This is a genomic window from Nocardiopsis kunsanensis DSM 44524 (assembly GCF_000340965.1).
In the GTDB taxonomy this organism is placed as follows: Bacteria; Actinomycetota; Actinomycetes; order Streptosporangiales; family Streptosporangiaceae; genus Nocardiopsis; species Nocardiopsis kunsanensis.
Genome location: NZ_ANAY01000016.1, coordinates 15,283 through 38,962, shown reverse-complemented (window position 1 = coordinate 38,962; position 23,680 = coordinate 15,283). Strand labels below are relative to the sequence as shown.

The following is a 23,680-nucleotide window of genomic DNA, read 5'->3' as shown; positions in this document are numbered from 1 at the left end:
CACATCTTCCTACGGACACCCGTTCGGGGTCCACGCAGTTCCCGCCTTCCGGCCGGTCGACAGGTCACCGGAACCCTTCCAGAACCCCCGCCGGCCACATTCCGAACGTCGGCACACCCCAGAGGAAGGAACGGGACCATGCGGTACGAGGACCCTTGGAACACCGAAGCGCTGGACCTGCGGTCCTACCACGAACGACTGGGGACGCAAGCGCACGTGCCTGACCGCGCGACCCTCGACCGCCTGACCGAGGCCCACATACGTGCTTTCACCTTCGACAACATCGATGTGCTGCTCGGCGACGGCCCACACGTCGATCTGGCCTCGGTGAGCGGCAAGTTCCTCGAACGCGGCCGCGGCGGATACTGCTTCGAACACGGTGTCCTGTTCGCTGCCGCACTGGAACGCCTCGGCTACGACGTGCGGCGCCGCCTGGGGAGGGTCGGTGACCCCACGGAGTCGGCACGGGCCCACATGGCCGTGGAGATCGTCCTGGACGGGCGCCGGTGGTTGGCCGATCCCGGGTTCGACGCCGGACTGCTGCGGCCGATCGAGCTGCGTGACGGGGCGCAGGACACCTACGGCGGGGCGACCCACCGGGTGCGCCGCGTCGTGGAGGAGACAGCGGTCTCCTGGGAACTGCAGCGCTGGACCCGTGGCGCATGGGAGCGCCAGCACACCACGGACGAACTGCCCGTACGGCCTGTGGACGTGGACATGGCCAACCATTACGTGAGCGCCCACGGCGATTCGCCCTTCCGGACCATGCTGACCGTGTCCGGACACCTCGTGGAAGGTAGCCACGTGACCCTCACCCAGGGGACCGTCACCGTGCGCCGGCCCGGTGCGCGCACCACCAAGCGTGAACTCGGGGAGGGCGAGCTCGGAGAGTGGCTGGACCGGCTCGGCGTGCCCCTGACCGGCGCCGAGCGGGAAGAGCTGCACGCGGCCGTGGCCGACCTGCACGTCGGCGCCCCTTCCTGAATCCGGCACACGCCGAACCGGGAAGGGACACCGCGAGGCCGTGACCCGTCGCCGTTGACGGGTCCGGCACACCTACCGGGACTCGCCGCCCGGACGGAACCGGGCGAGCGGATTCTCCAGAGCCCCGGCCAGCTGCAGGGCCCCGGCCGGATCCTGCAGATCCACCATCTGCTTGTTGTTACGCAGCTGCAGCCGGTTCAGGCAAGACAGCGCGAACCGGTCCACGAACAACGACTCACGCTCGAACTTCTCCGCCAGCTGCGGCACCGAGTCCTGGTAGTCGGCCACGCACCGCGCCACCGTCGACCAGAACTCGTCCTCGCTCACCACTCCCTCTTCGGTGAGGATCCCGTTGAGGAACCGCAGAAAACAGTCGAAGACGTCGGTGAACAGTGACAGCAGCCGCTTGTCCTCGGGCACCTCCGCCCGGATGCGCTCCACTGCCTCCGGCAGCACCGCGTCCTCGCTCATCACCGCGATCTCCTCGGCGATGTCCTTGAGCAACACGCGCTGGGGTACCCCGTCGCGAAGCACGAGGATGACGTTCTCGCCGTGCGGCATGAACACCAGGTCGTGGGCGTAGTAGGAGTGCAGCAGCGGCACCAGGTACGCATCCAGGTACCGTCGCAGCCATTCGGTGGGATCCAGCCCAGACTCCGCGATGAGCTCGGCCGCCAGCGAGCGCCCCTCGGCGTCGGTGTGCAGCAGCGACGCCATCGTCGCCAGGCGCTCACCCGTCCCCAGACGCGGGACCGGACTCTCGCGCCAGAGCCCCGCCAGCATCTTCAGGTACGGCGATCCCTTCGTGGCCGCACGCGCGTAGTGGTCGGTGCGGTAGCCCACCGCGGCCCGCTCCCGCAGGATCCCCACCTCGGTCGCAGCCAGGACCGGATCGCCCTCCACCAGCTCGGCGACCCAGTCGTTGATGGCGGGCGTGGCCTCCATGTACTCCGACGACAGCCCCCGGAGGAACCCCATGTTCAGCACCGACAGGGCCGTCTTGACGTAGTGCCGTTCGGGCGAGGAGGTGTTGAAGAAGGTCCGGATCGACTGCTGGGCGCGGTACTCGTCCGGTGCGTGTCCCAGACACACCAGATCCCGGCGGGCCACGTCCGCAGCGAAGGTGACCGAGATGCGGTTCCACCATTGCCACGGGTGTACCGGGATCAGGTGGTAATCGGCCGGGTCCAGACCCAGGTCGCGTATCTGCGCGTCGAAGGAGCCCAGCACCTGAGCGCCCAACTCGTCGGCCAGCAACCGCTCGCGGTCCACATCGCCGGAGCAGGTGAAGACGGTCAGCGATCGCCGTGCCGCCACCCACACCAGACGTACCGGGGCGGCCGCTTCGGGGGCGAAGGCCGCGTACTCGGCGGCGTCGAAACCCAGCCGCCCGCTGTTGGCGACGAAACAGGGGTGGCCCTCGGTCATCCCCGCCTCGATCTCCTGGAACCCGGCCTGCGCCAACTCGGCGGCGCTTTTCTGACCGCCGGCCATGCGGTAGACGCTCCCGGCCAGGGTGCTGGTGATCTCCTCCAGATAGACCGGCAGCACCTCGTCGCTGAGCCCGAGGGTCTCACGCAGGTCCAGGACCAGATCGAGGGCGTCCACCGGCAGGGCCCGGCCGGCACGGTCCACCCGCTCGATGCTGTCGGCGTCGACCTTCCAGTGGTCCAGAGCCATGACCCGTGCGGTGAACCGGTACTCCGCGTCGCCGGTGTCGCTGCTCAGCGTGTACCGGTCGCCACCAGCCGGTTCCGGTTCCAGCAGGCGCTCGTGCGTGAACTCCGCCAGGGCCTTGCGCACCAGCAGCCGGTTGGCGCGTTCCCACAGTTGCGGGGTCAGGTGAGCCGTCGCTTCCTGGGGTGTGGCGCCGTAGGGGACGGCAACGGCCGTAGGGGAATCGTCCCGTTCCTGATCGGCGGGCTTCTGGTCGTGGTGGGCGCTGATGCTCATCGCCGGTCCCCTCCCGTGGTCGTGCCGGCCGCCGTAGCGGCCGCGAACTGGTCTCGGCTGCAGAAACCGAGGTGGGCTTCCTTCTCGCCCAGGGACACCGTGCGTTCGACGTGGAACCCCATCGCCGTGTTGAGCACGTGCACGGGCCGGTTGCGCACGTCCGGTTCGACCACCACCCGGTCGGTACCGGGGTCGGCGAAGGCCAACTCCATGACGGTGGTGATCACCGACCGTGTGAACCCCGGGACCGGGGTGTCGGTCGGCGCGACCAGGAAGTGCATGCCCGTGTCGCCGGGCCGCACCGTGTACACGTCCTTCAGCTCGCTGTGGGCGGGGTCGTACAGTTCCGCCAGGAACCGGGGCTCGCCCTCCCACTCGCCGATGTAGGCCCACTCGTGCTCGGAGGCGACCGTGGCCCGGAACTGGCGGGCGACCTCCTCCTGACTCGCCTCGGTCAGCAACCAGAACTCCGACTTGGGGTCGGTCAGCCAACGGTGCAGCATCGGGAGGTCGGACTCGGGCTCCAGAGGACGTACGGTGAAGCGGCCCAGAAGGGGATCCTCGCGGGTGAGGACGGTGGTGTCGTTCGTGGTCCCACTCATCGGCCCGAAACCTCCAGGTGCGTGTCGTCGGTGGCGGGCAGAGGGACCAGATCGTCGCCGTCGCCTGTGCCTGCGGCCGTACCGCCAGGGGCGCCGAACTCCTGGAAAGCGATGGAACGCTCCACCGCGTAGGGCTCCCGGCCCAGCATTCCGCGCAGGATGCAGGAGTTGCGGTAGGCGCCCATGCCCAGGTCGGGTGAGACGAACCCGTGTGTGTGCAGTTCCGCGTTCTGCACGTAGACCGCCCCGTTCCCCTCGTCGGCGGCCCCGCCCTCGTGTGCGGCCCTGTCCACCCGGTAGTCGCGACGCACCGCGAACCGGCCCGGGCCCTCCCAGGCCAGGCGGTCGGTGATCGGTCCCAAGAAGTCGGGGACCTGGTACCGGTACCCGGTCGCCAGCACCAGCCCGTGCGTGTGCAGGGCGAAACCTCGTCCCTGGTCGGTGTTGCGCAACTCCATCCGGTAGGCGCCCCGTTCGTCCTGACGTACGCCGGTGACCTCGGTGTTGGCCATCAGACGCACCTTCGGTACCCCGGTCCTGGCCTTGAGGTAGAGCAGGTCGTAGATCGCGTTGATGAGGTCGGAGTCGATGCCCTTGTACAGGTTCTTCTGGGAAGCGACCAGTTCCTCGCGTTTGCCTTCCGGTAGCGAGTGGAAGTGGTCGGCGTACTCCGGAGAGGTCATCTCCAGCGTGAGTTTGGTGTACTCCAGCGGGAAGAACCGCGGGGAACGGGTGACCCAGTTGAGCCGGTAGCCGTGGGTGTCCGCCTCATGCAGCAGGTCGTGGAAGACCTCCGCGGCGCTCTGCCCGCTGCCCACGACCGTGATGCTGTCCTTCTTCTGCAGCTCGTGCTTGGCGTACAGGTAGCCCGAGCTGTGCACCGCGTCCCCGGGCAGGTCACGGCAGGGCCCGGGCACGTAGGGCGGGGTACCGGTTCCCAGCACCAGGCGTCGGGCCTGATCCACACGGGCGTGCCCGGTGGCCGTCTCCGTGCTGCGCACGAGATAGAGCGCGCGCTCCTCGTCGAACTCCACCGACTCGACCCGGTGGCCGAACCGGACCCGGTCGCCGAGGCGGCGGGTGACCCAGCGGCAGTAGTCGTTGAACTCCGCGCGCAGAGGATAGAAACGCTCTCGGATGTAGAAGGGGTAGAGGCGTCCGGACTCCTTCAGATAATTGAGGAAGGAGAACGGGGACGTGGGGTCGGCCAGGGTGACCAGGTCCGACATGAACGGGGTCTGGAGCTCGGCGTCCTCCAGCATCATGCCGCTGTGCCAGTCGAACTCGGGTCCTTGGTCCAGGAACAGCCCGTCGAGCTCGGCCACGGGCTCGCTCAGGGCAGCCAGGCCCAGGTTGAAGGGGCCCACACCGATCGCGACGAAGTCGTACACTCGTGGTGGGCCGTCGCTGGTTCCGGCCGCGGGGGCCGTGGGGCTGTCGTTCATCGAGGACTCCCGTTGGTCGTGGTGGTCGGCTCCGCGTCAGTGGCGGACAGGGCATCGGGAGTTGGGGCACCGTGTTCGGCGACGAACCGCTCGGCATAGCCGGCCAGCCGATCCAGGACCTCGCCGATGTCCTGGGCCGTGGCCTTGGGGTTGAGCAGTGTGAACTTCAAGTGGGGACGCCCGTCGACCGTCGTGCGGGCGACGAAGGCCGCCCCGGAGCCCAACAGGGCCTCACGGGCGTAGCGGTTGGCGGCGTCGGCCAGATCCCGCTCCACCCCGGGCAGCGCGCACCGGAACACCAGCGTGCTCAACGTCGGCCTGGTCACGACCGTGAACCTGGGATCCCGGTCGAGCAGCTGCCAGCCTCGGGCGGCCAGTTCCAGCACACCGTCGAAGAGTTCTCCCACACCCTCGGCGCCCATGACCCGCAGGGTCAGCCAGAGTTTGAGCGCGTCGAAGCGCCGGGTGGTCTGCAGGCTCTTGTCGACCTGGTTGGGGGACAGGATCGGGGTGCTGCCGTCCGAGCGCGAGTTGAGATAGTCCGCGTGGTAGGTGACGTGGCGCAACGTGGCTCGGTCGCGTACGAGTACGGCGCTGGAGCTGACCGGCTGGAAGAACGACTTGTGGAAGTCGACCGTGACCGAGTCCGCGCGTTCGATGCTGCTGAGCAGGTGGCGGTGGCGCGAGACCAGCAGCCCGCACCCGTAGGCGGCGTCCACGTGCATCCACACGCCGTTGCGTGAGCACAGTTCAGCGATCTGCGGCAATGGGTCGATGCTGCCGAAGTCGGTGGTGCCGGCGGTGGCGACCACGGCCACGGGCAGGAGTCCTTCGGTCTTGCAGCGCCTGAGCTCGGCGGCCAGGGCGTCGGGACGCATACGGCGCCGGTCGTCGCAGGAGACGGAGACCACCGATTCGTAACCCAGCCCCAGCAGCGCGGCCGACTTGGCGACACTGAAGTGCCCGACCTCGGAGACCAGGATGCGCATCCGCGGGAGGAGATCGGACAAGCGGGTGCCCGCGTCCTCGCGTTCATGCATCTCGTTGCGGGCCAGCAGCAGCGCCTGGAGGTTGGACTGGCTGCCGCCGCTGGTGAAGACCCCGTCGGAGGAAGCTCCGAAACCGATGCGTCCGCAGGTCCACTCGATCATCCGCTGTTCGATGAGGGTGGCACCGGCGCTCTGGTCCCAGGTGTCCAGGGAGGAGTTGACCGCCGAGAGCACGGATTCACCCATGAGAGCGGGCAGGACCACGGGGCAGTTGAGGTGGCCCATGTACCGGGGGTGGTGGAAGTAGACGGCGTCGTCGAGGTAGAGGTGCTCGAGCTCGTCCAGGGCCGCGACGGGGTCGCCGAGGGGGCGGTCGAGGTCGACGTCGGCCATGCCGGGACGCAGGTCCTCGGCGGTGGCGCCGGTCAGGGGCCGTTCGGCGCCGGCCACTCGGCGGGCGACACGTTCGGAGGCCTCCCGGACGAGGTCCTGGTAGCGCTCGGCGCTACCGGGGTCGAAGAGTTGCGTCAGATGTTCGGGGGAGGGGTCGGGCGGCGCGGCCGGTGTGGCGTCCTGCGGGTCCTGCACGGACCGCGCGAGCGAGCTCATGGATGGTCCTCCTGGGAACGGGCGTGCCGGCTGCATCCGTGGACCGGATGCGGCCATGGGGTCGGTGCGAAGACACGGAACACGGGGGACTTCTGAAGAGAAGGACTCCGAACCAAGGGAAGGCTAACCTAAAGCAAAGGCTTCGTACAGCGGTCGATTCGTGGCAATGCGAACCGGAGTGATCACGTGTAGTCACGCAGGTTCAATCGATATTGCGTGTGTGCGCACTCCGGCCGGGGGGGCGTTATCACGGAGCGTGTTCGCAGAGCGGCTCGATCGGGAGGCGGAAGAGTTCCTGCGCCACGCAGAAATACCGTGAATGCGACACGCGTCACCCTCTCCCGGGGCGACCTTCGAGGCTCCCGGGCGCTGTCGGTGTGAAGAAGCCCCGACGGAGACGACCGAACGGACACCGGGGTCGCGCGAGCAGAACGGGCCACGCCCCGGGCTGGGGCAAGCACCCGCTCCGTACCCTTCGCGTGCTCCACCGCGAAGGGGGCGTAGGGTGGATTTCGCCTGGCGGAGAGCGTGCAGCGACATCACGCGCCCCACGGGGCATCTGAGCCGGGCCGGGGCCCCTCCTTCGGGAGGGGCCCTCGTCATGTGTGCCTCGGAGGTCTCGGTGCGGCACACGGGGGTGGGGCGCCGAGCACCGGGCTACCAGACAGTAACCTCGATTCCGTTCCACCACCTGACCGGGGAGAAACCATGAGCGAGGAACTGTCCGTCCGCTTCGACGGGCACGTCGGAACCCTGCAAGTACACAGACCCCCCAACAACCATTTCAACCTCGACCTTCTGCGAGAGCTCGCAGACGAGGCCGAGAAAGCCGCGGCCTCACCCCAGTGCCGCGCCCTCGTCCTGACCTCCGAAGGCAAGAACTTCTGCGCCGGGGTCGACTTCTCCGGCGCCGGGGTGGGCAACACCCCCCAGCGGACCCTGCGCGCCCTCTACGCCGAGGGCCGCCGCCTGTTCGACCTGCCCGTCCCCATGATCGCCGCAGTCCAAGGTGCAGCCGTCGGTGGCGGACTCGGCCTCGCGTGCGCCGCCGACTTCCGGGTGGCCGCGCCCTCCAGCCGCTTCCACGCCAACTTCGGACGCCTGGGCCTGCACCAAGGTTTCGGAACCACCCTCACCCTCCCGCGCCTGATCGGCGAACAGAAAGCCGCCGACATGCTCTACACCGCCCGCCGCGTCACCGGCACCGAGGCCCACACCATCGGACTCGCCGACCACCTCACCGACGAGGACACCGCCGACGCGGTACGCAGGGCCGCCCTCGAGCACGCCCACCGCATCACCACCTCCGCGCCCCTGGCAGTGCGCTCGATCAAGGCCACCCTCCGCGCCGACCTCCGCGCAGCGCTGCCCGCCGCCATGGAACACGAGGCCGCCGAACAGGCCGCCCTCATGGACACCGACGACCACCGGGTCGGCGTTGCAGCATCCCTCGAGCGCACCGACCCCACCTTCACCGGTTCCTGAACCCGCTCACCCCGGATACAGGACGGGCGCTGCGGTGCGCTCGGCGTCCGCAGCGGCCGACAACAGGAACGCATCCGCGTGGTGCACGGCGACCAGATGCAACCCGACCGGGAGTCCCCGCACAGTACGCCCGGCCGGAAGGCTCACCGCCGGGTGCCCGGTCAGGTTGAACAACCATGTGAACCCCACGCTCATCACCTCACCGGGCCCCGTGTGCGGGTGTGGCGGGTTGGGTGTGGTCGGGGTGGCCAACAGGTCCACTCGGGAGAACAACTCCGCCAACACCCGACGGTCGCCCCGGCTCACGCTTGCACGGACATCCGGGCCGGTCCCGCGGCGAGCTAACCACGCCTCGGCCGGATCAGCGAGTGCTACCGGTGCATCGACCACCTCGACCGCACCGGAACCGCGTTCCCAACGCCGCAGGGCCCGTTCTGCGAGCTCCACCGTTTCGGGCTCAGGGGTGTTGAACCCCAGCGTCCCCGACCACGCCACCCGGATACGGGCGGGAACGGGCACCGGGCTCCCACCCAGGACCACCCTCCGGTACAGCTCCAGATCGGGCACCGTACGCGCGATCGGCCCGCCCACGGTCAACCCGGCCCGGTCGCGCGCCGGCAGCAGCCCGGTCGTGGGTTTGTACCCGAGGACCCCGCACCATGCGGCCGGTATCCGTGTCGACCCGGCCCCGTCGCTCGCGGTCGCCCACGGCACCGCCCCGGTCGCCACCGCCACAGCCGAGCCCGCCGACGAGCCACCGGGCACCACGTCCGGATCCCACGGGTTGAGAGTGGGGCCCGCGTCAGTACGACCCCAGGTCTTCCACGCGGTCCCGGGGCCGGGAACGGAGGTGGAACCGACCGGCACCGCGCCGGCTCTGACCAGCGCCTCGGCCTGATGGGAACCGGTCCCCTCGGATGCCTTGACCGCCACCGGTACACCCGCCAACGGCAGGTCGGCACCACGGGCGAGAGCATCATCGGCCGAGCGGGCCCGCTCCAAGGCTTCCTCGGGCCACACTTCGGTGAAGGCGTGCAGGTGGGCGATTCGGCCGATGGAGGCCAGCGAGTCCCGGACGGTCTCGTACGCGCTGACCTCACCCCGGTGGACACGTGCGGCGCTCGTGCCCGCGTCCGGTGGGGGTGTCGGCGGGATGGAGGGAGGTGAATGGGTGGTGGGGCTCATGGATCGCACCGGTGTGGGTGGTGTTCGTCTGTGTGCCGAAGCCTAGCCCGCCGAACAGGGCAAGGGCGGCGCAGGCAGTAGGCAGCTACGGATGCCGGGTGCGGCCGCCACCGGGTGTGCCGTCGGGCGGGGCGGTCTTCTCCGGTGGGCTCTTGCCCCCGGACCCGGTTCTGGTTCCGGTGTGGCGGTGGGTGGCGCGGCGGTACTTGAGCCGGTTGTGGGTCGAGCACAACGGCTGCAAGTTCTCCGCGCTGGTGGTGCCGCCGTGGGAGAACTCGGTGATGTGGTCGGCCTCGCACTGGGAGACCGGCACATCACACCCGCCCTGCCAGGCACAGGTGGAGTGCTTCGCAAACGCCAAGGTACGCAGGTAGCCGGGCGCCAGGCGGTGGGCCCGGCCCAGGTCCAGGGGCAGGCCGGTCCGGTCGTCGAAGACCAGGCGGCGCAGCTGGGCCTGCGGCGCCATGGCCCGTACCACCGAGGTCGCGAGCACGTTGCCGTCCTGGGTGGTGGCGGGTGCGCCGCCCTCGACCCCCACCAGGGTCGACAGGGGTACCGTCACGGTGATCAGGGCTTTGGGGCCCGGCGAGTTCCGGCATCCGTGGTGGCCGTGGGCGAACCCGGCCGCCGCCACCAGGGCGTCGTAGGTGCGTGCGTGTTCGGGGACCGGTGCGTGGCCGTCGTAGGGGGCGGTGTAGGACTCCAACGCCGCCCGGAGTTTCTCGGCGTCGGAGGCAGGCCCCCAGGCCTGGAAGTGGAAGGTCCCCTCGAAGGCACGCCTCATCTGCGCACCCCGGGCCGTGAACGCCTGCTCTTCGTTCTTCTCCGGCCGGTCGGGGTTGAGCTCCAGGCCCAACGCGTTGGCGGCGCGGGTGAGGGACTGTACCGACATCGTCGTACGCTCGCGTTTGGCGCCGACCAGACCGGTCTCGATCATGGAGCGGTACTGTTCGGCGTCCGGATGGGTGTTGGTATCGCGCTTTTTCACCTCGCGTTCGGCCCCTGATGCCAGGGCCGCGGCCTCGCCCACGGTCAACACACCCTCGGCCAGTGCCTGGGCCGTGTGCGGCAGCGTTTCGGTGTGCAGACCGGTGGCCAACAGGGCCAGGCGCTCGGCCTCACCGGGGTGGAGGCCCCAGGTGTGCATCATATATGCCTTCACGCTTTTCTGGCCGCTTTCTTCGAGCAATTGCCCGGAGGCTTCCATCCGGGCGATCGGGGCGAGCATTGCGAGTTTGAGCGCATCGACCTGTCTGTGTACTGCTGTGAGGCGCTCCAGCGTATTGGCGGCCGTGCCGGGAGGGAGGTCGCCGTCGAAGGAGGAGATGACGTTGCGGGCCGCAGCGCCGAGCGCAGCAACGGCCGCGTCGGGGTCCGTTCCTGTGCTGGTATCTGCGGTGTGGTTCGTCATGTTTTTATGCTACGAGAATCGTTCCCGGAAAGGGCAGTGTCCACAAGGGGTTGAGGCCCTTGTTCCGGCCCGTCCGTGATTCCTGGGGATGCTTCTTCTTTTTTCGCAATGCTCCTGTGGACAAATCCACAGGCCCGCATGCCCGCGGTAGAATACGAAGGGGTCCGCCCCGCGCGTTCCCGGGACGAACCACCGTCCCCAGGAACACACAACCACTCCATCCGCAGGTACCTCTCACCCCCGCCACCCCGGACCTCCTGATAACGGACTTTGCCGGATCTCTGACAACCGGGCCTGCGCCGGGTTACGGTCCACGGACAGAGGCCGCATCAGAGACGGGGAGGGCGGGCCATGGGCACGGGGAACACGCACGATCGTGGCGCCGGGAAGGACGAACCGCAGCTCCGTGAGGAAGCCGCACGCTTGTGGCGCAAGGCCGCGCTGGTGACACCGCTGGCGATCCGGGCCGTGGCCACTTTGCGCATCGCCGATCACCTCGTCGACCGGGCCCGCACCGCAGAGGAACTGGGTGAGGCGGTCGGGGCCGACCCCGAAGCACTGGGACGGGTCATGCGCCATCTGGTCAACGAGGACATCTTCACGATGGAGGACGGACGCTTCGGCCTGACCGGTACGGGCTCGGCCCTGCGCACGAACCACCCGTGGTCGCGTCTGGGCTGGCTCTCCGCCGAAGGGGCCATCGGCCGCTCCGAGGTGAGTCTGACGGAGCTGGCCTCGGCCCTGCGCACCGGTGAGACCGCCTACGCACGTTACTTCCGTTCGACGTTCTGGAAGGACCTGTCGGCCGACCCCGCCCTCGCGGCCTCGTTCGATCACCTGATGGGTGCGCGCATGATCGAGCATGCCCGGACCCTGACCGGGATGTACGGGTGGGATTCCCTGAAGGACATCGTGGACGTCGGTGGGGGAGACGGGACTCTGCTGAGCGTGCTTCTCGGACGTTTCCCTGGTCTGCGTGGCACGGTCCTCGACCTCGAAGGCCCCGTTCGGACGGCATGGGAAACGTTTCGGTACGCGGGGCTGGACGAGCGCGCCGACGCCGTCGCCGGGAGTTTCTTCGATCCCCTGCCCCCGGGTCGTGACGCCTACCTGCTCTGCTGGGTCCTGCACGACTGGGACGACGAATCGGCACTGGCGATCCTGCGCCGGTGCGCGGAGGCGGCCGACCCCACCGGACGGGTCCTGGTGGCCGAGTACGGCGGGGGCAAACAGGTCACCGAGTTGGACGTGCGTATGCTCGCCTACTTCAACGGCCGTGAACGCGACGTCGCCGCACTCTCGGACCTCGCCGCGGAGGCCGGTCTGTCCCTGGCCGGCGAACACAGCATGTACGGCATCACCCTGACCGAGTTCACGGTCGGCCGCCCCGAATGAGACACGGCCTACCGCCTGGTCAGCTCCCGTGCCATTCGCAGTAGAACACCGTGGCGTCGTCCCCGAGCTCGCTCTTGTGGTGGAGCATCACTGCATTGATCAGACGGCGCAGGGTCTCGGGCACCGGCAGTTGGTCGGCCTCCTGCCGCACGATGAACCGCACGAACTGGTCGATCCCGAACTCTTCGCCCCGGGAGTCGCGGGCCTCGATCATGCCGTCGGTGTACACGAGGATCCGGTCGCCGGGTTGGAGTTGTTCGCTGCACACGTGGACCGGTACCTCGAAGTCCATGCCCAGCGGGTGTGTGGGTTCGCAGCCCAGAGTGCGGACCGCGTTCTGCCCGCGCAGGAGCACCGGTGGCAGGTGCCCGCAGTTGACCCAGCGAAAGATCCCGGTCTCGGTGTCGAGCTCGGCCATGATCCCCGTGGTGAACCGGGAACGGACGAACTCCTCGGTCAGTATCTTCTCCACCTCCGCGGGCATGTCCTCCAGAGCAATGCCGCTGCGCCGCGCGTTGCGGAACGCTCCCACGGTCAGGTTGGCCAGGAGGCCCGCGGCGTTGTCGTGGCCCATCGCGTCGAACAGGGCCATGTGGACGGTGTTGCCGGACAAGGCGTAGTCGAAGGAGTCGCCGGCGTTCGCGTAGGCCGGTTCGGTGGCGGCCGCGAGGGTGACCCTCTCGTTGGCGAAGACCGTGGGTGGCATCAGGGTCCACTGCATCTCCGCCGAGACCGTCATCGGTCGACTCCGGATCAACCGGGCGTAGGAATCGCTGATGGAGCGTTTGTCCGCGACCAGGAGGCCCACGATCGCTGCGAGAGAGCGCAGTACCTCGTCGTCGGCGTTCTCGGCCCGCTCGATGTGGAGCACCCCCAAGCGCTCGCTGCCGTTCTGCACCGGGACCCAGTACTGGGGCAGGCGGGCGACCCGGAGAATCTGGGTGTGGATGAAGGCCAGCCCGGCGACGCTGCCGTCTATCCGCAGCTGTTCCCCGCCCTGGGCGGAGTCGGAGCCTTTACCGGTCACCTCTTTCAGGATGATCTGTTGGCGGTCGGCCAGATACAGACGAACCCCGTACAACCCGGCGTGTTCGGCTTCCTCCGTCACCCGGGACGCCAACCCTTCGAAGGTCAAATGGGTGCTGGAACGCGCCAGGGTCCTGACCACGTTGTCGATGCCGTGCTGTTCCACTGCCATGGCGACCATCCAGACGGGCGGAGGCACAGGTCGGAGGGGTTCCTACCCGTCGTGACCAGCAGAGACACGAAGAGACGCGCCAAAGCCGGTCAGGAAAGTGGTGCGGCGGGCCACCTCAGTAGAGTGCGGCCCGGTTCTCCTCCTCCAGCGCGGCGTCGATGGCCTCCACCGGGTCCGGGCTGTCCTTGAGGTCCTTCAGCACCTGCCCCAGGGTCGGCAGCTCGGCACGGTCGGGCCACGTCGAGGGTTCCCACAGCGCCGAACGCCGGAACGCCTTCGCGCAGTGGAAGTAGGCCTCCTCGATCTGCACGCACAGCACCAGTTTCGGTACCCGGCCGCGCACCGCGAAGCTCTCCCGCAGATCCTGGTCCACCACGATCGCCGCGGTCCCGTTCACACGTAGGGTCTCCTCGACCCCGGGGACGCAGAACAGCAGCCCCACGTGCGGGTTGTCGACGATGTTGACGAGGGAATCCACGCGCCGGTTGCCGGGCCGGTCGGGGATGGCGACCGTGCGCGTGTCCAGGGCCCGGAACCCGCCCGGTGCTTCACCGCGCGGGGAGACGTCACAGGTGCCGTCGGCCCCCGAGGTCGACACGAGAACGAAGGGGCTGCGTTCCAGGAAGGCCAGTCCGTGTTCGTCGAGGTATCCGCGGTCCTTGTCCACGACGATCGGTGCCGGATCGCCCACGAGCTCACGCAAGTGGGAGTGGTCCTGCACGGTTTGCAGGTCAGAGACGTCCACGTCGATCAAGTTCCTTCCGCTCGCGCCGGTAACGGTGCACCCCGCTGCGTCGATCCTATGGCGTGGTCGGGCCGCCGGGACCGAGCGGTTCCGGCGGCCCGGGGCGGCAGGGGTCAGAAGGAGGTCAGGGTGATGGCGAAGGCGCTCGGGCCGTGGTCCTGGACGTAGGAGGCGAAACCCGCCACGTCGTCGAACGCGAACCCGTAGGCCTTGCCGTCCTCGGTGTGTTCGTGGAAGACGGCTGCGTACCGGTTGGTCACCTCGTCCAGGTAGAAGCCGTCGGGGTCGTTCGTGGGCTGTGCGGAGTGGTTGAGCAGGGTGGAGCGGTTGAATGCCGCGCCCACGATCGCCGCGACCGGCCCGGTGATGCCGTCGTTGGGTGCGGCCAGCGCTCCGTCACAGAACAGCACATCGGAGGTGGAGGGGCGGGGGATGGGCTCCACACCGCCGTCGAAGAGCAGTTCGTCGCCCTCGACCCGGCCGGTGAAGGTCCCGGCGTTGGTGGTGACCACCAGGTCGGTGTCGGCGTAGTGCGACCACACGCGGTCGACGTAGGGGTCGTAGTAGGCGGGATCGAACCGGCCCGCACCGAGGCCGTGGCCGGGGGCGATGACCCGAAGGTCGTCGAAGACCAGGTCGCCGAAGTCGGGGTCCGCGGCCAGGGTCTCGAAGACGGCGTCGCGCCCGCCCGGGACGAAGAACCCGGTGGCGTGGTCCTCCTGCCCGGTCAGCTCGATGCCGATGGGAACGCTGAACTGGTCGACCATGGAGGTGTTGCAGAACATGCCGTCCTCGTTGTGGGTGAACTCCACCGAGTCGTGCAGCACATCGAAGCCGGGTTCGCCCTCCACCCAGCCCGAGGGCAGTTGGAGAGCGGGGTTGCCGTTGCCGTCGGTGACGATACGGATCCCGAGCTTGCCGCCGAGCGCGATGTAGATGCGCCCCGACATGAAGGGGAGTGTCATGTCCTCGGGCAGCGAATCCAGAGGGATGGAGTAGTCGGTGTAGCCGTCATCGGTGTTGTCGTCCTCGCTGACGGGGTGGGGCGTGCCGGTGGGGTCCACCCAGCAGTGGCTGTCGGTGGTCAGGTCCGTTCCGACGATGTAGAGCAGGATCTCCTCGTCGGAGAAGCGCCCGCTGTTGTTGGCGACACTGACCGGGAGCGCTCCCGAATTGCGTGTACCCGTGCTGGCGGAGGCAGGCTGGGCGGAGTGGGTGGAGCATCCGGCACCGAGCAGCGGGACGCCGGCGGCGAGTGCGGTCCCGCCCAGGAAGAGTCGGCGGTCGATCATGTGCGGTCTCCTCGCGTGAGGGGCAGAAAACTGAAAACTAAATTTCCAATTAATTGGCGTCAACCGGGTCGACACAAGAGATTTCCGGGCTGCATGAGTTCCCAGTTCACACAGGGGTGAGACCCCGTCCCGTTTTCCGAGGCCGGGCAGCGGATCACACCTGGGTGCACGGATGCACGTGCGCCCGGCGGGGACCTAGGACCTCTCCCCGGTACCGACCCGGGGACCTAGGACCTCTCCCCGGTACCGACCTTCGCGGGGTGATGCCTGACTCCCGACTTTGGTGCGACGGACACGGACGCTGGTGAGCTGTCACATGGCCAGGTCACCGAGACGGCCGCACACGGCCGCCGTTGGAGAGAGGACCGCACAAGTGCCCCGCCGCAATCCGCGCAGAACATCCGAGACCGATCCGTCCCCCGGTACGGACGGACCGGTCTCCGAAGCGCTCCTCCGCACCCGGAGGTTCCTCAAACCACAGGAGGTTTCCGAAGACCTGCGTACCGTCCACCGCGCCGGAGGACGCGGCGCCGACACCTTCTACCGGGACCGCTGGAGCCACGACAAGATGGTGCGCTCCACACACGGGGTGAACTGCACCGGCTCCTGCTCCTGGAAGGTCTACGTCAAGGACGGGATCATCACCTGGGAGGGACAGCAGACCGACTACCCGTCGGTGGGACCGGCCAGTCCCGAGTACGAACCCCGGGGCTGCCCGCGCGGTGCCGCTTTCTCCTGGTACACCTACTCACCGACCCGCGTGCGTTACCCGTACGTGCGTGGCGTCCTGCTGGAGATGTACCGCGGTGCCAAGCAGCGGTTGGACGACCCCGTCCTGGCCTGGAAGGACATCGTCACCGACCCCGAGCGTTCCGCCCGTTACAAGCGGGCCCGCGGCAAGGGCGGACTCGTCCGCGCCACCTGGCAGGAAGCACTCGAGATCGCCGCCGCAGCCCACGTGCACACCATCGCCGACCACGGCCCCGACCGGGTTGCCGGATTCTCCCCGATCCCGGCGATGTCCATGGTCTCCCAGGCGATCGGTTCCCGCTTCTACGGGCTCATCGGCGGGCCGATGCTCTCCTTCTACGACTTCTACGCCGATCTTCCCGTCGCCTCCCCACAGGTCTTCGGCGACCAGACCGACGTACCCGAGTCGGGGGACTGGTGGAACGCCGGCTACCTCATGATGTGGGGCTCCAACGTTCCTGTCACTCGTACCCCGGACGCGCACTGGATGGCCGAGGCCCGCTACCGGGGCCAGAAGGTCGTCGTGGTCTCCCCGGACTACGCCGACAACACCAAGTTCGCCGACGAGTGGCTGGCCGCCCGGCCCGGCAGCGACGGTGCGCTGGCCATGGCCATGGGGCACGTGACGCTGCGCGAGTTCTTCGTGGAGCGCACCACCCCCTACTTCGACGAATACGTGCGCCGCTACACGGACCTGCCGTTCCTGGTGCGCCTGGAGGAGAACGGCGACAGCTACCGGGCCGGTAAGTTCCTCACCGCCCAGGACCTGGGGCGGGAGGGAGAGAACACCGCCTTCAAGACAGTGGTCCTGGACGAGGGTACCGGAGAGGTGGTGGTGCCCAACGGTTCGCTGGGTTTCCGTTACGGCGAGGAGGGCGAGGGACGCTGGAACCTCGACCTGGAGGGCACACGTCCCCGACTCACCCTGTACGAGGACGGCCACGGCGAAGGGGGAGCCGAGTCGGTCGAGGTCGCGCTGGCCCGCTTCGACACCGAGGACGCCCAGCCCTCGCGCCGGGGTGTACCCGTGCGCAGGATCGGCGGCCACCTGGTCACCACCGTCTTCGACCTGCTGCTCGCCCAGTACGGCGTGGGACGCGACGGTCTGCCCGGAAGCTGGCCGACCGGCTACGACGACCCCGACGAACCAGGCACCCCGGCCTGGCAGGAGACCTTCACCGGTGTCCCTGCGGCCCGCGCCGCGCGGGTCGGGCGCGAGTTCGCTGCCAACGCCGAGGAGTCCGAAGGCCGCTCCATGATCATCATGGGCGCAGGCACCAACCACTGGTTCCACTCCGACACCATCTACCGTGCCTTCCTCACCTTGACCGCCCTCACCGGTTGCCAGGGCGTCAACGGCGGCGGCTGGGCACACTACGTCGGGCAGGAGAAGACCCGCCCGCTCACCGGCTACAACCAGATGGCCTCGGCCGGGGACTGGGTACGCCCGCCCCGGCAAATGGTCCAGACCGCGTTCTGGTACTTGCACAGCGGCCAGTACCGCTACGACCGGTTCAGCGCCGATCAGGTCTCCTCCGGGCTCGGCAAGGGCCTGTTCAAGGGCATGAGTACCGCTGACGTCATCACCCAGTCCGCGCGCTCGGGGTGGATGCCCTCCTACCCGACCTTCGACCGCAACCCCCTGGACCTGAGCGACCAGGCACGTGAGGCCGGGCTCCCCGTCAGGGAGTACGTGCCCCGCGAACTCCGGGAAGGGCGGATGCGCTTCGCATGCGAGGACCCCGACGCGCCGCAGAACGCGCCACGGGTCCTGACCGTGTGGCGGGCCAACCTGCTGGGCAGTTCGGCCAAGGGCAACGAGTACTTCCTCGAGCACCTGCTCGGCACCGGCTCCTCCCTGCGGGCCGAGCAGGCGCGGGAGGGTGAGCGTCCCCGGGACGTGAACTGGCGGGAGGAGGCGCCCAGAGGCAAGCTCGACCTGCTGCTGTCCCTGGATTTCCGAATGACCAGCACCACCGTCTTCTCCGACGTGGTGCTGCCCGCCGCCACCTGGTACGAGAAACACGATCTGAACTCCACGGACATGCATCCGTTCGTGCACCCGTTCAACCCAGCCATCTCCCCGCCCTGGCAGGCCCGTACCGACTTCGACGCCTTCCACGGGTTGGCCCGCAGCTTCCGTGAGCTGGCCGTCGAGCACCTGGGCACACGGCGGGACGTGGTCGCAGTACCGCTGACCCACGACACCCCCGACGCGATGGCCACACCCAACGGCACCGTGCGCGACTGGAAGTTCGGTGAGTGCGAACCCGTCCCGGGCGTGACCATGCCCGAGCTCGTGGAGGTCGAACGCGACTACACCGCGATCGCCGCCAAGCTCGGTGCGCTGGGCCCGCTCCCGGACGAACACGGTGTGAGCACCAAGGGCATCGTCTACGACGTCGGCAAGGAGATCGAGTACCTGGGCAGAGCCAACGGCACCGTGCGCGGCGGGCCGGCCGACGGGCGACCGTCGCTCGAACGCGCCCCCCGGATGTGCGAAGCGATCCTGGCCCTCTCGGGCACCACCAACGGACGCCTGGCCACCCAGGGTTTTCACACCCTGGAGAAACGTGTGGGAACCGCAATGGCCGACCTGTCCGCCGAGAGCGAGGGCAAACAGGTCACCTTCGCCGACGTGCAGGTCGCCCCGGTGACGGTACTGACCTCGCCGGAGTGGTCCGGCAGCGAGAGCGGAGGACGCCGGTACTCGCCCTTCACCATCATCGTCGAACGGAACAAACCCTGGCACACCCTCACCGGACGCCAGCACCTCTTCCTCGACCACGACTGGATGACCGAGGCGGGCGAGAACCTGCCCGTGTTCCGGCCGCCTTTGAACATGCACCGGCTCTTCCAGGAACCGGAGATCGGTGACAACGGCGAACTCGGTGTGACCGTGCGCTATCTGACCCCGCACAACAAGTGGTCCATCCACTCCGAGTACCAGGACAATCTACTGATGCTCAGCCTGTCCCGCGGCGGCCCGTCCGTCTGGATGAGCGGCGCCGATGCCGAGAAGATCGGCGTGCGGGACAACGAGTGGATCGAGGCGGTCAACCGCAACGGTGTGGTCGTGGCCCGCGCCGTCGTCTCCCACCGCATGCCGGAGGGGACCGTCTACATGCACCACGCCCAGGACCGGCTCATCGATGTCCCCCGAGCCGAGACGTCGGGCGAACGCGGCGGTATCCACAACTCGATCACGCGCCTGCTCATCAAGCCCACCCACTTGATCGGCGGCTACGCGCAGTTCAGCTACGCCTTCAACTACATCGGACCTACCGGCAACCAGCGTGACGAAGTGACCGTGATTCGCCGGCGTTCCCAGGCGGTGGAGTACTGATGCCCGCCACGATCCGGACAACGCCGATGCCGACAACGGAGACCCCCGAGCGCCGACATTTCCCGGAGGTGCACTGATGCGTGTCATGGCCCAGATGGCAATGGTGATGAACCTCGACAAATGCATCGGGTGCCACACCTGTTCGGTCACCTGCAAACAGACCTGGACCAACCGTGCCGGCATGGAGTACGTGTGGTTCAACAACGTCGAGACCCGGCCCGGGCAGGGCTACCCCCGCACCTACGAGGACCAGGAGCGGTGGAAGGGCGGCTGGACCCGCAAATCCAACGGTCGCCTGGCGCTGCGTTCGGGCAGCAGGCTGAAGAACCTCGCCACGATCTTCGCCAGCCCCACCCTGCCCGGCATCGACGACTACTACGAGCCCTGGACCTACGACTACCGGACGCTCACCGACGCGCCCCTGCAGGAGCACACCCCGGTCGCCCGCCCCAAATCACTCATCAGCGGACGCGACATGGCCATCCGGTGGAGCGCCAACTGGGACGACAATCTCGCAGGAGCGCCCGAACTCGCCAACGACGACCCCGTCCTGCGCAAGGTCTCCGACAAGGTCAAGCTCGAGTTCGAGCAGTCCTTCATGTTCTACCTGCCGCGTATCTGCGAGCACTGCCTCAACCCCTCATGCGCCGCCGCCTGTCCCGCCGGAGCGATCTACAAGCGCAACGAGGACGGCATCGTGCTCGTGGACCAGGACCGGTGCCGGGGCTGGCGCAAATGCGTGACCGCCTGCCCCTACAAGAAGATCTACTTCAACCACCGCACCGGCAAGGCCGAGAAATGTACGTTCTGCTATCCCCGCATCGAGGTCGGCATGCCCACGGTGTGTGCGGAGACGTGCGTGGGACGGCTGCGCTACCTGGGTCTGGTCTTCTACGACATGGATGCGGTCCTGCCCGCCGCATCGGTGGAGGACGAACACGAGCTCCTCGACGCCCAGCGCCACCTGATCCTGGACCCCGAGGATCCCGAGGTGATCCGTTCCGCCGAGAAGGAGGGCATCCCCCACGACTGGATCGAGGCGGCCCGGCGCTCGCCCGTCCACTCGCTCATCAACGAGTACCGGGTGGCCCTGCCCCTGCACCCGGAGTACCGCACCATGCCCATGGTCTGGTACATTCCGCCGCTGTCCCCGGTCGTGGACGCCGTCTCCGAGACGGGTGAGGACGCCGAGAACCGCAACAACCTGTTCGCGGCCATCGAGAGCCTGCGCATCCCCGTCGAGTACCTGGCCGAACTCTTCACCGCCGGAGACACCGGCCCCGTCAACGACTCCTTGCAGCGCCTGGCCGCGATGCGTTCCTACATGCGCGACATCAACCTGGGACGCGAGACCGACGAGGAGATCCCCCGGTCCGTCGGCATGGACGGCGAGAGTATCCACCGGATGTACCGGCTGCTGGCCCTGGCCAAGTACGAGGACCGCTACGTGATCCCGCCTGCGCACGCCGAACAGGCGCACTCCCTGGAGGCCTACGCCGCCGGATGCAGCCTGGACACCGAGGGCGGGCCCGGTATGGGCGGCCCCGGGGCGGGCGGGTCCTCCCGTGGAGGGCCGGTCACCGGCGGGAAGGTGTCGTTGCCCACGCCCCGGGTCCGTCGCCCGGAGGATGGCGAATGAGCCTGTTCAGAGCCCTCGAACGCCACCGGCTCTCCGCCCGGCAACGCGCCCTGACCCACCGGCTGGCCGCACTGGTGCTGGCCCACCCCGACGAGCAGCTCCTGGCCGACCTGCCGATGCTGCGGCAGGCGGCCGGGGAACTGCCCGACCCGCCGCGTACTGATCTGCTCGGGGTGATCGAATGGCTCGCCTCGACACCGTTGCTCGAACTCGCCGGGACCTATGTCGGGACATTCGACCTGCACCGGCGCTCGTGTCTGCACCTGACCTACTACGCCCACGGGGACACACGTAACCGCGGAGCTGCCCTGCTGTGGTTCTCCAACGCCTACCGCAGGGCCGGTTTCCACCTCGACGCAGCGGAACTCCCCGACCACCTGTGTGTGCTTCTGGAGTTCGCCGCCACGGTCGACCCCGACAGCGGAACGCGCCTGCTGAACCGCTACCGGGCCGGGTTGGAACTGCTGCGTCTGGCCCTGACCGAGGTGGACTCGCCCTACACGGGCGCGGTCTCGGCGATCAACGCCACCCTGCCGCCCAGGACCGACCGGCTCGACGGCGCCGTTGCCCGGCTCGTGGCCGAGGGGCCGCCGGCCGAAGAAGCCGGTCTCGCCCCCTTCCCACCTCCGGAAAACAGGAGTATGCACCTGTGAACACCACACTCGGAACGGTGTTGTGGGTCATCGTCCCCTACGTCTGCGCGGCGATCTTCCTCGTCGGCCATTACTGGCGCTACCGCTACGACAAGTTCGGTTGGACGACCCGGTCGACCCAGATCTACGAGAGCCGTCTCCTGCGGTGGGGCAGCCCCCTGTTCCACTTCGGCATGCTCGCGGTCATCGGCGGCCACGTCATCGGGCTGCTGGCCCCCAAGGGGTGGACCGCGGCCCTGGGCATCACCGACGAGGGTTACCACGTCATGGCCGTCGGACTCGGCCTGGCCGCCGGGCTCGCGGTGGTCGTGGGGCTCACCCTGCTCATCCTGCGCCGGCGCATGGTCGGGCCGGTCTTCCGGTCGACCAGCCGGATGGACAAGCTCATGTACGCCGGGCTCGCCCTGGTGGTCCTCACCGGGACGGCCAACACCGTCGTCGGCAACATCATCGGCCACTACGACTACCGGGAAGGGGTCTCCGTCTGGTTCCGCGGACTGTTCTTCCTGGACCCTCACCCGGAGCTGATGGGCGCCGCCCCGTTCACCTTCCAGGCACACACCCTGACCTCCTCCGTGCTGTTCGCGCTGTGGCCGTTCACCCGGCTGGTGCATGTGTTCAGTGTGCCGATCGGTTACCTGTGGCGGCCCTACGTGCTGTACCGGTCACGGGACACGCGGATGGGTGAACGCCGCGGCCGCCGTGGCTGGGAGAACGTGGAGGACGGGAGCCGGACGCCATGAACAGCGGCGCCAGAACCAACCTCGTACTGGCCACGGCGGCGTTCGCGCTCATGTTCTGGGCGTGGAACCTGATCGCCCCCCCTGGCACCCGACTACGCCGCGCGTCTGGACCTGACCCCCACCCGGACGTCCGTGCTCATCGCCTTCCCCGTGCTGATCGGAGCCCTGGGACGGATCCCCGTCGGGGCGCTGACCGACCGCTACGGCGGACGGGCGGTGATGGCCGCGGTCGCCTTCGCCTCCGTGGTGCCGGTGCTGCTGCTCGGCTTCGCGGGGGATTCCTATCCGGTACTGCTGGTGCTCGGATTCTTCTTGGGGATCGCTGGGATCTCCTTCGCCGTGGGCGTGCCGTTCGTCAGCCGGTGGCACGCCCCGAACAAGCGCGGGTTCGCCACCGGGGTGTTCGGTGCGGGCATGGGAGGTACGGCGCTGTCGGCCTTCCTCACCCCGTACCTGGCCGACATGATCGGTCTGCTGGGCACGCACGTGTTCATGGCCGTGGCGCTCGCCCTGATGGGGGTGCTCGTGCTGGTGGTGTGCCGCAACCCTCCCGGATGGGTGCCTTCCACAGCCCCGTTGGCGCCCCGGCTCCGTGAAGCCCTCGTGCTGCGGGCGACCTGGCAGAACATCGCTTTGTACGCGGTGGCCTTCGGCGGGTTCGTGGCCTTCTCGACCTACTTGCCGACCTTGTTGCACAACGCCCACGGCTTCGTGCAGACCGAGGCGGGTCTGCGTACCGCCGGGTTCGCGCTGGTGGCCGTGGTCGCCAGGCCGGCGGGTGGGGCGCTGTCCGACAGGATCGGCCCGGCCCGGGTGTGTCTGGTCTCCTTCGCGGGGACCACGCTCACGGCGGGTGCGCTGGTCTTCCAGCCGTCGGTGGGACTGGCTGCGGGGACGGTGTTCGTACTGATGGCGGGCTTCCTCGGGCTGGGGACCGGCGGTGTGTTCGCCCTGGTCGCGCAGCTGGTGGAACCGGTCCGGGTCGGTACGGTGACCGGTCTGGTCGGAGCCGCCGGCGGGCTCGGCGGGTACTTCCCACCGCTGGTCATGGGCGCGGTCTTCCAGAACACGGGGTCCTACGCTCCGGGGTTCGTGCTACTGGCAGCCGTCGCACTGGGAACAGCGGTCTACACCGCACTCGCTTTCCGGGAGGTCCCGGCGGGTGTGAGGAGCGGGCCGGGCCGGCCCGGACACTCGGCATGAGATTCCGCCCTGGTCGGAGCCGTGGAGTACCGCGGCCCCAGCGCGCTGAGAGC

At 68.5% G+C, this 23,680-nt stretch carries 16 protein-coding genes and 1 pseudogene; 8 read left to right on the top strand and 9 right to left on the bottom strand.

Annotation, left to right across the window (positions count from 1 at the left end; genetic code table 11):
* The first annotated feature begins 138 nt into the window (after nt 1–138).
* Complete coding sequence (locus D456_RS0112545; RefSeq protein ID WP_017576527.1) at nt 139–984, top strand: arylamine N-acetyltransferase family protein; 846 nt, start codon at nt 139–141, stop codon at nt 982–984.
* A gap of 72 nt (nt 985–1,056) precedes the next feature.
* Here the strand turns inward: D456_RS0112545 and D456_RS0112540 are convergent, their stop codons facing one another.
* From D456_RS0112540 to D456_RS0112525, 4 genes are read right to left on the bottom strand one after another with little or no spacing between them, the layout of a single operon-like run.
* Nucleotides 1,057–2,937: an IucA/IucC family protein gene (locus tag D456_RS0112540; protein ID WP_017576526.1), complete on the bottom strand. Its 1,881-nt coding sequence runs from the start codon at nt 2,935–2,937 to the stop codon at nt 1,057–1,059.
* Nucleotides 2,934–3,539, bottom strand: coding sequence for a GNAT family N-acetyltransferase (locus D456_RS0112535; protein ID WP_017576525.1), 606 nt, complete (start codon nt 3,537–3,539; stop codon nt 2,934–2,936). Before D456_RS0112535 ends, D456_RS0112540 begins: the two co-directional genes overlap by 4 nt.
* On the bottom strand, nt 3,536–4,984 hold the full coding sequence (locus D456_RS0112530; RefSeq protein ID WP_026115804.1) for a lysine N(6)-hydroxylase/L-ornithine N(5)-oxygenase family protein: 1,449 nt from the start codon (nt 4,982–4,984) through the stop codon (nt 3,536–3,538). Before D456_RS0112530 ends, D456_RS0112535 begins: the two co-directional genes overlap by 4 nt.
* A complete protein-coding gene (locus D456_RS0112525) occupies nt 4,981–6,582 on the bottom strand; it encodes a pyridoxal phosphate-dependent decarboxylase family protein (RefSeq protein WP_017576523.1) in 1,602 nt (533 codons plus the stop codon). Before D456_RS0112525 ends, D456_RS0112530 begins: the two co-directional genes overlap by 4 nt.
* Before the next feature lie 708 nt (nt 6,583–7,290).
* On the opposite strand from D456_RS0112525, the gene D456_RS0112520 reads away from it, so the two are divergent.
* The gene (locus D456_RS0112520) at nt 7,291–8,067 is read left to right on the top strand and encodes an enoyl-CoA hydratase/isomerase family protein (RefSeq protein WP_017576522.1); all 777 of its coding nucleotides are present in this window, start codon (nt 7,291–7,293) and stop codon (nt 8,065–8,067) included.
* A 6-nt stretch (nt 8,068–8,073) separates the two neighbouring features.
* Here the strand turns inward: D456_RS0112520 and D456_RS0112515 are convergent, their stop codons facing one another.
* The gene (locus tag D456_RS0112515; RefSeq protein ID WP_017576521.1) at nt 8,074–9,252 is read right to left on the bottom strand and encodes an amidase; all 1,179 of its coding nucleotides are present in this window, start codon (nt 9,250–9,252) and stop codon (nt 8,074–8,076) included.
* Between the two features lie 85 nt (nt 9,253–9,337).
* A complete protein-coding gene (locus D456_RS24085) occupies nt 9,338–10,663 on the bottom strand; it encodes an HNH endonuclease signature motif containing protein (RefSeq protein ID WP_040699215.1) in 1,326 nt (441 codons plus the stop codon).
* Nucleotides 10,664–11,014: 351 nt separating this feature from the next.
* Here D456_RS24085 and D456_RS0112505 point away from each other — a divergent pair, with 351 nt between their 5' ends.
* Nucleotides 11,015–12,058 carry a methyltransferase gene (locus D456_RS0112505; protein ID WP_017576519.1) on the top strand — a complete coding sequence of 348 codons (1,044 nt, stop codon included), beginning with the start codon at nt 11,015–11,017 and terminating at the stop codon, nt 12,056–12,058.
* 19 nt (nt 12,059–12,077) lie between these two features.
* On the opposite strand, the gene D456_RS0112500 is transcribed toward D456_RS0112505, so the two are convergent.
* From D456_RS0112500 to D456_RS0112490, 3 genes are all read right to left on the bottom strand, one after another.
* Nucleotides 12,078–13,265, bottom strand: coding sequence for a PP2C family protein-serine/threonine phosphatase (locus D456_RS0112500; RefSeq protein ID WP_017576518.1), 1,188 nt, complete (start codon nt 13,263–13,265; stop codon nt 12,078–12,080).
* Between the two features lie 106 nt (nt 13,266–13,371).
* The gene (locus D456_RS0112495) at nt 13,372–14,001 is read right to left on the bottom strand and encodes a pyridoxamine 5'-phosphate oxidase family protein (RefSeq protein ID WP_230480248.1); all 630 of its coding nucleotides are present in this window, start codon (nt 13,999–14,001) and stop codon (nt 13,372–13,374) included.
* A gap of 113 nt (nt 14,002–14,114) precedes the next feature.
* Nucleotides 14,115–15,293: a beta-1,3-glucanase family protein gene (locus D456_RS0112490; protein WP_017576516.1), complete on the bottom strand. Its 1,179-nt coding sequence runs from the start codon at nt 15,291–15,293 to the stop codon at nt 14,115–14,117.
* A 373-nt stretch (nt 15,294–15,666) separates the two neighbouring features.
* On the opposite strand from D456_RS0112490, the gene D456_RS0112485 reads away from it, so the two are divergent.
* The 5 genes and pseudogenes from D456_RS0112485 (at nt 15,667) to D456_RS0112465 (ending at nt 23,627) form a co-directional block, all read left to right on the top strand.
* Nucleotides 15,667–19,389 carry a nitrate reductase subunit alpha gene (locus D456_RS0112485; protein ID WP_017576515.1) on the top strand — a complete coding sequence of 1,241 codons (3,723 nt, stop codon included), beginning with the start codon at nt 15,667–15,669 and terminating at the stop codon, nt 19,387–19,389.
* 76 nt (nt 19,390–19,465) lie between these two features.
* On the top strand, nt 19,466–21,028 hold the full coding sequence (narH, locus tag D456_RS0112480; RefSeq protein ID WP_017576514.1) for a nitrate reductase subunit beta: 1,563 nt from the start codon (nt 19,466–19,468) through the stop codon (nt 21,026–21,028).
* Nucleotides 21,025–21,681, top strand: a complete 657-nt coding sequence (narJ, locus tag D456_RS0112475; RefSeq protein ID WP_017576513.1) for a nitrate reductase molybdenum cofactor assembly chaperone — start codon at nt 21,025–21,027, stop codon at nt 21,679–21,681. The genes narH and narJ overlap by 4 nt, the downstream gene beginning before the upstream one ends.
* Complete coding sequence (narI, locus tag D456_RS0112470) at nt 21,678–22,424, top strand: respiratory nitrate reductase subunit gamma (protein WP_017576512.1); 747 nt, start codon at nt 21,678–21,680, stop codon at nt 22,422–22,424. Before narJ ends, narI begins: the two co-directional genes overlap by 4 nt.
* Nucleotides 22,421–23,627: pseudogene (locus tag D456_RS0112465) on the top strand (MFS transporter). Before narI ends, D456_RS0112465 begins: the two are co-directional and overlap by 4 nt.
* Nucleotides 23,628–23,680 lie beyond the last annotated feature (53 nt).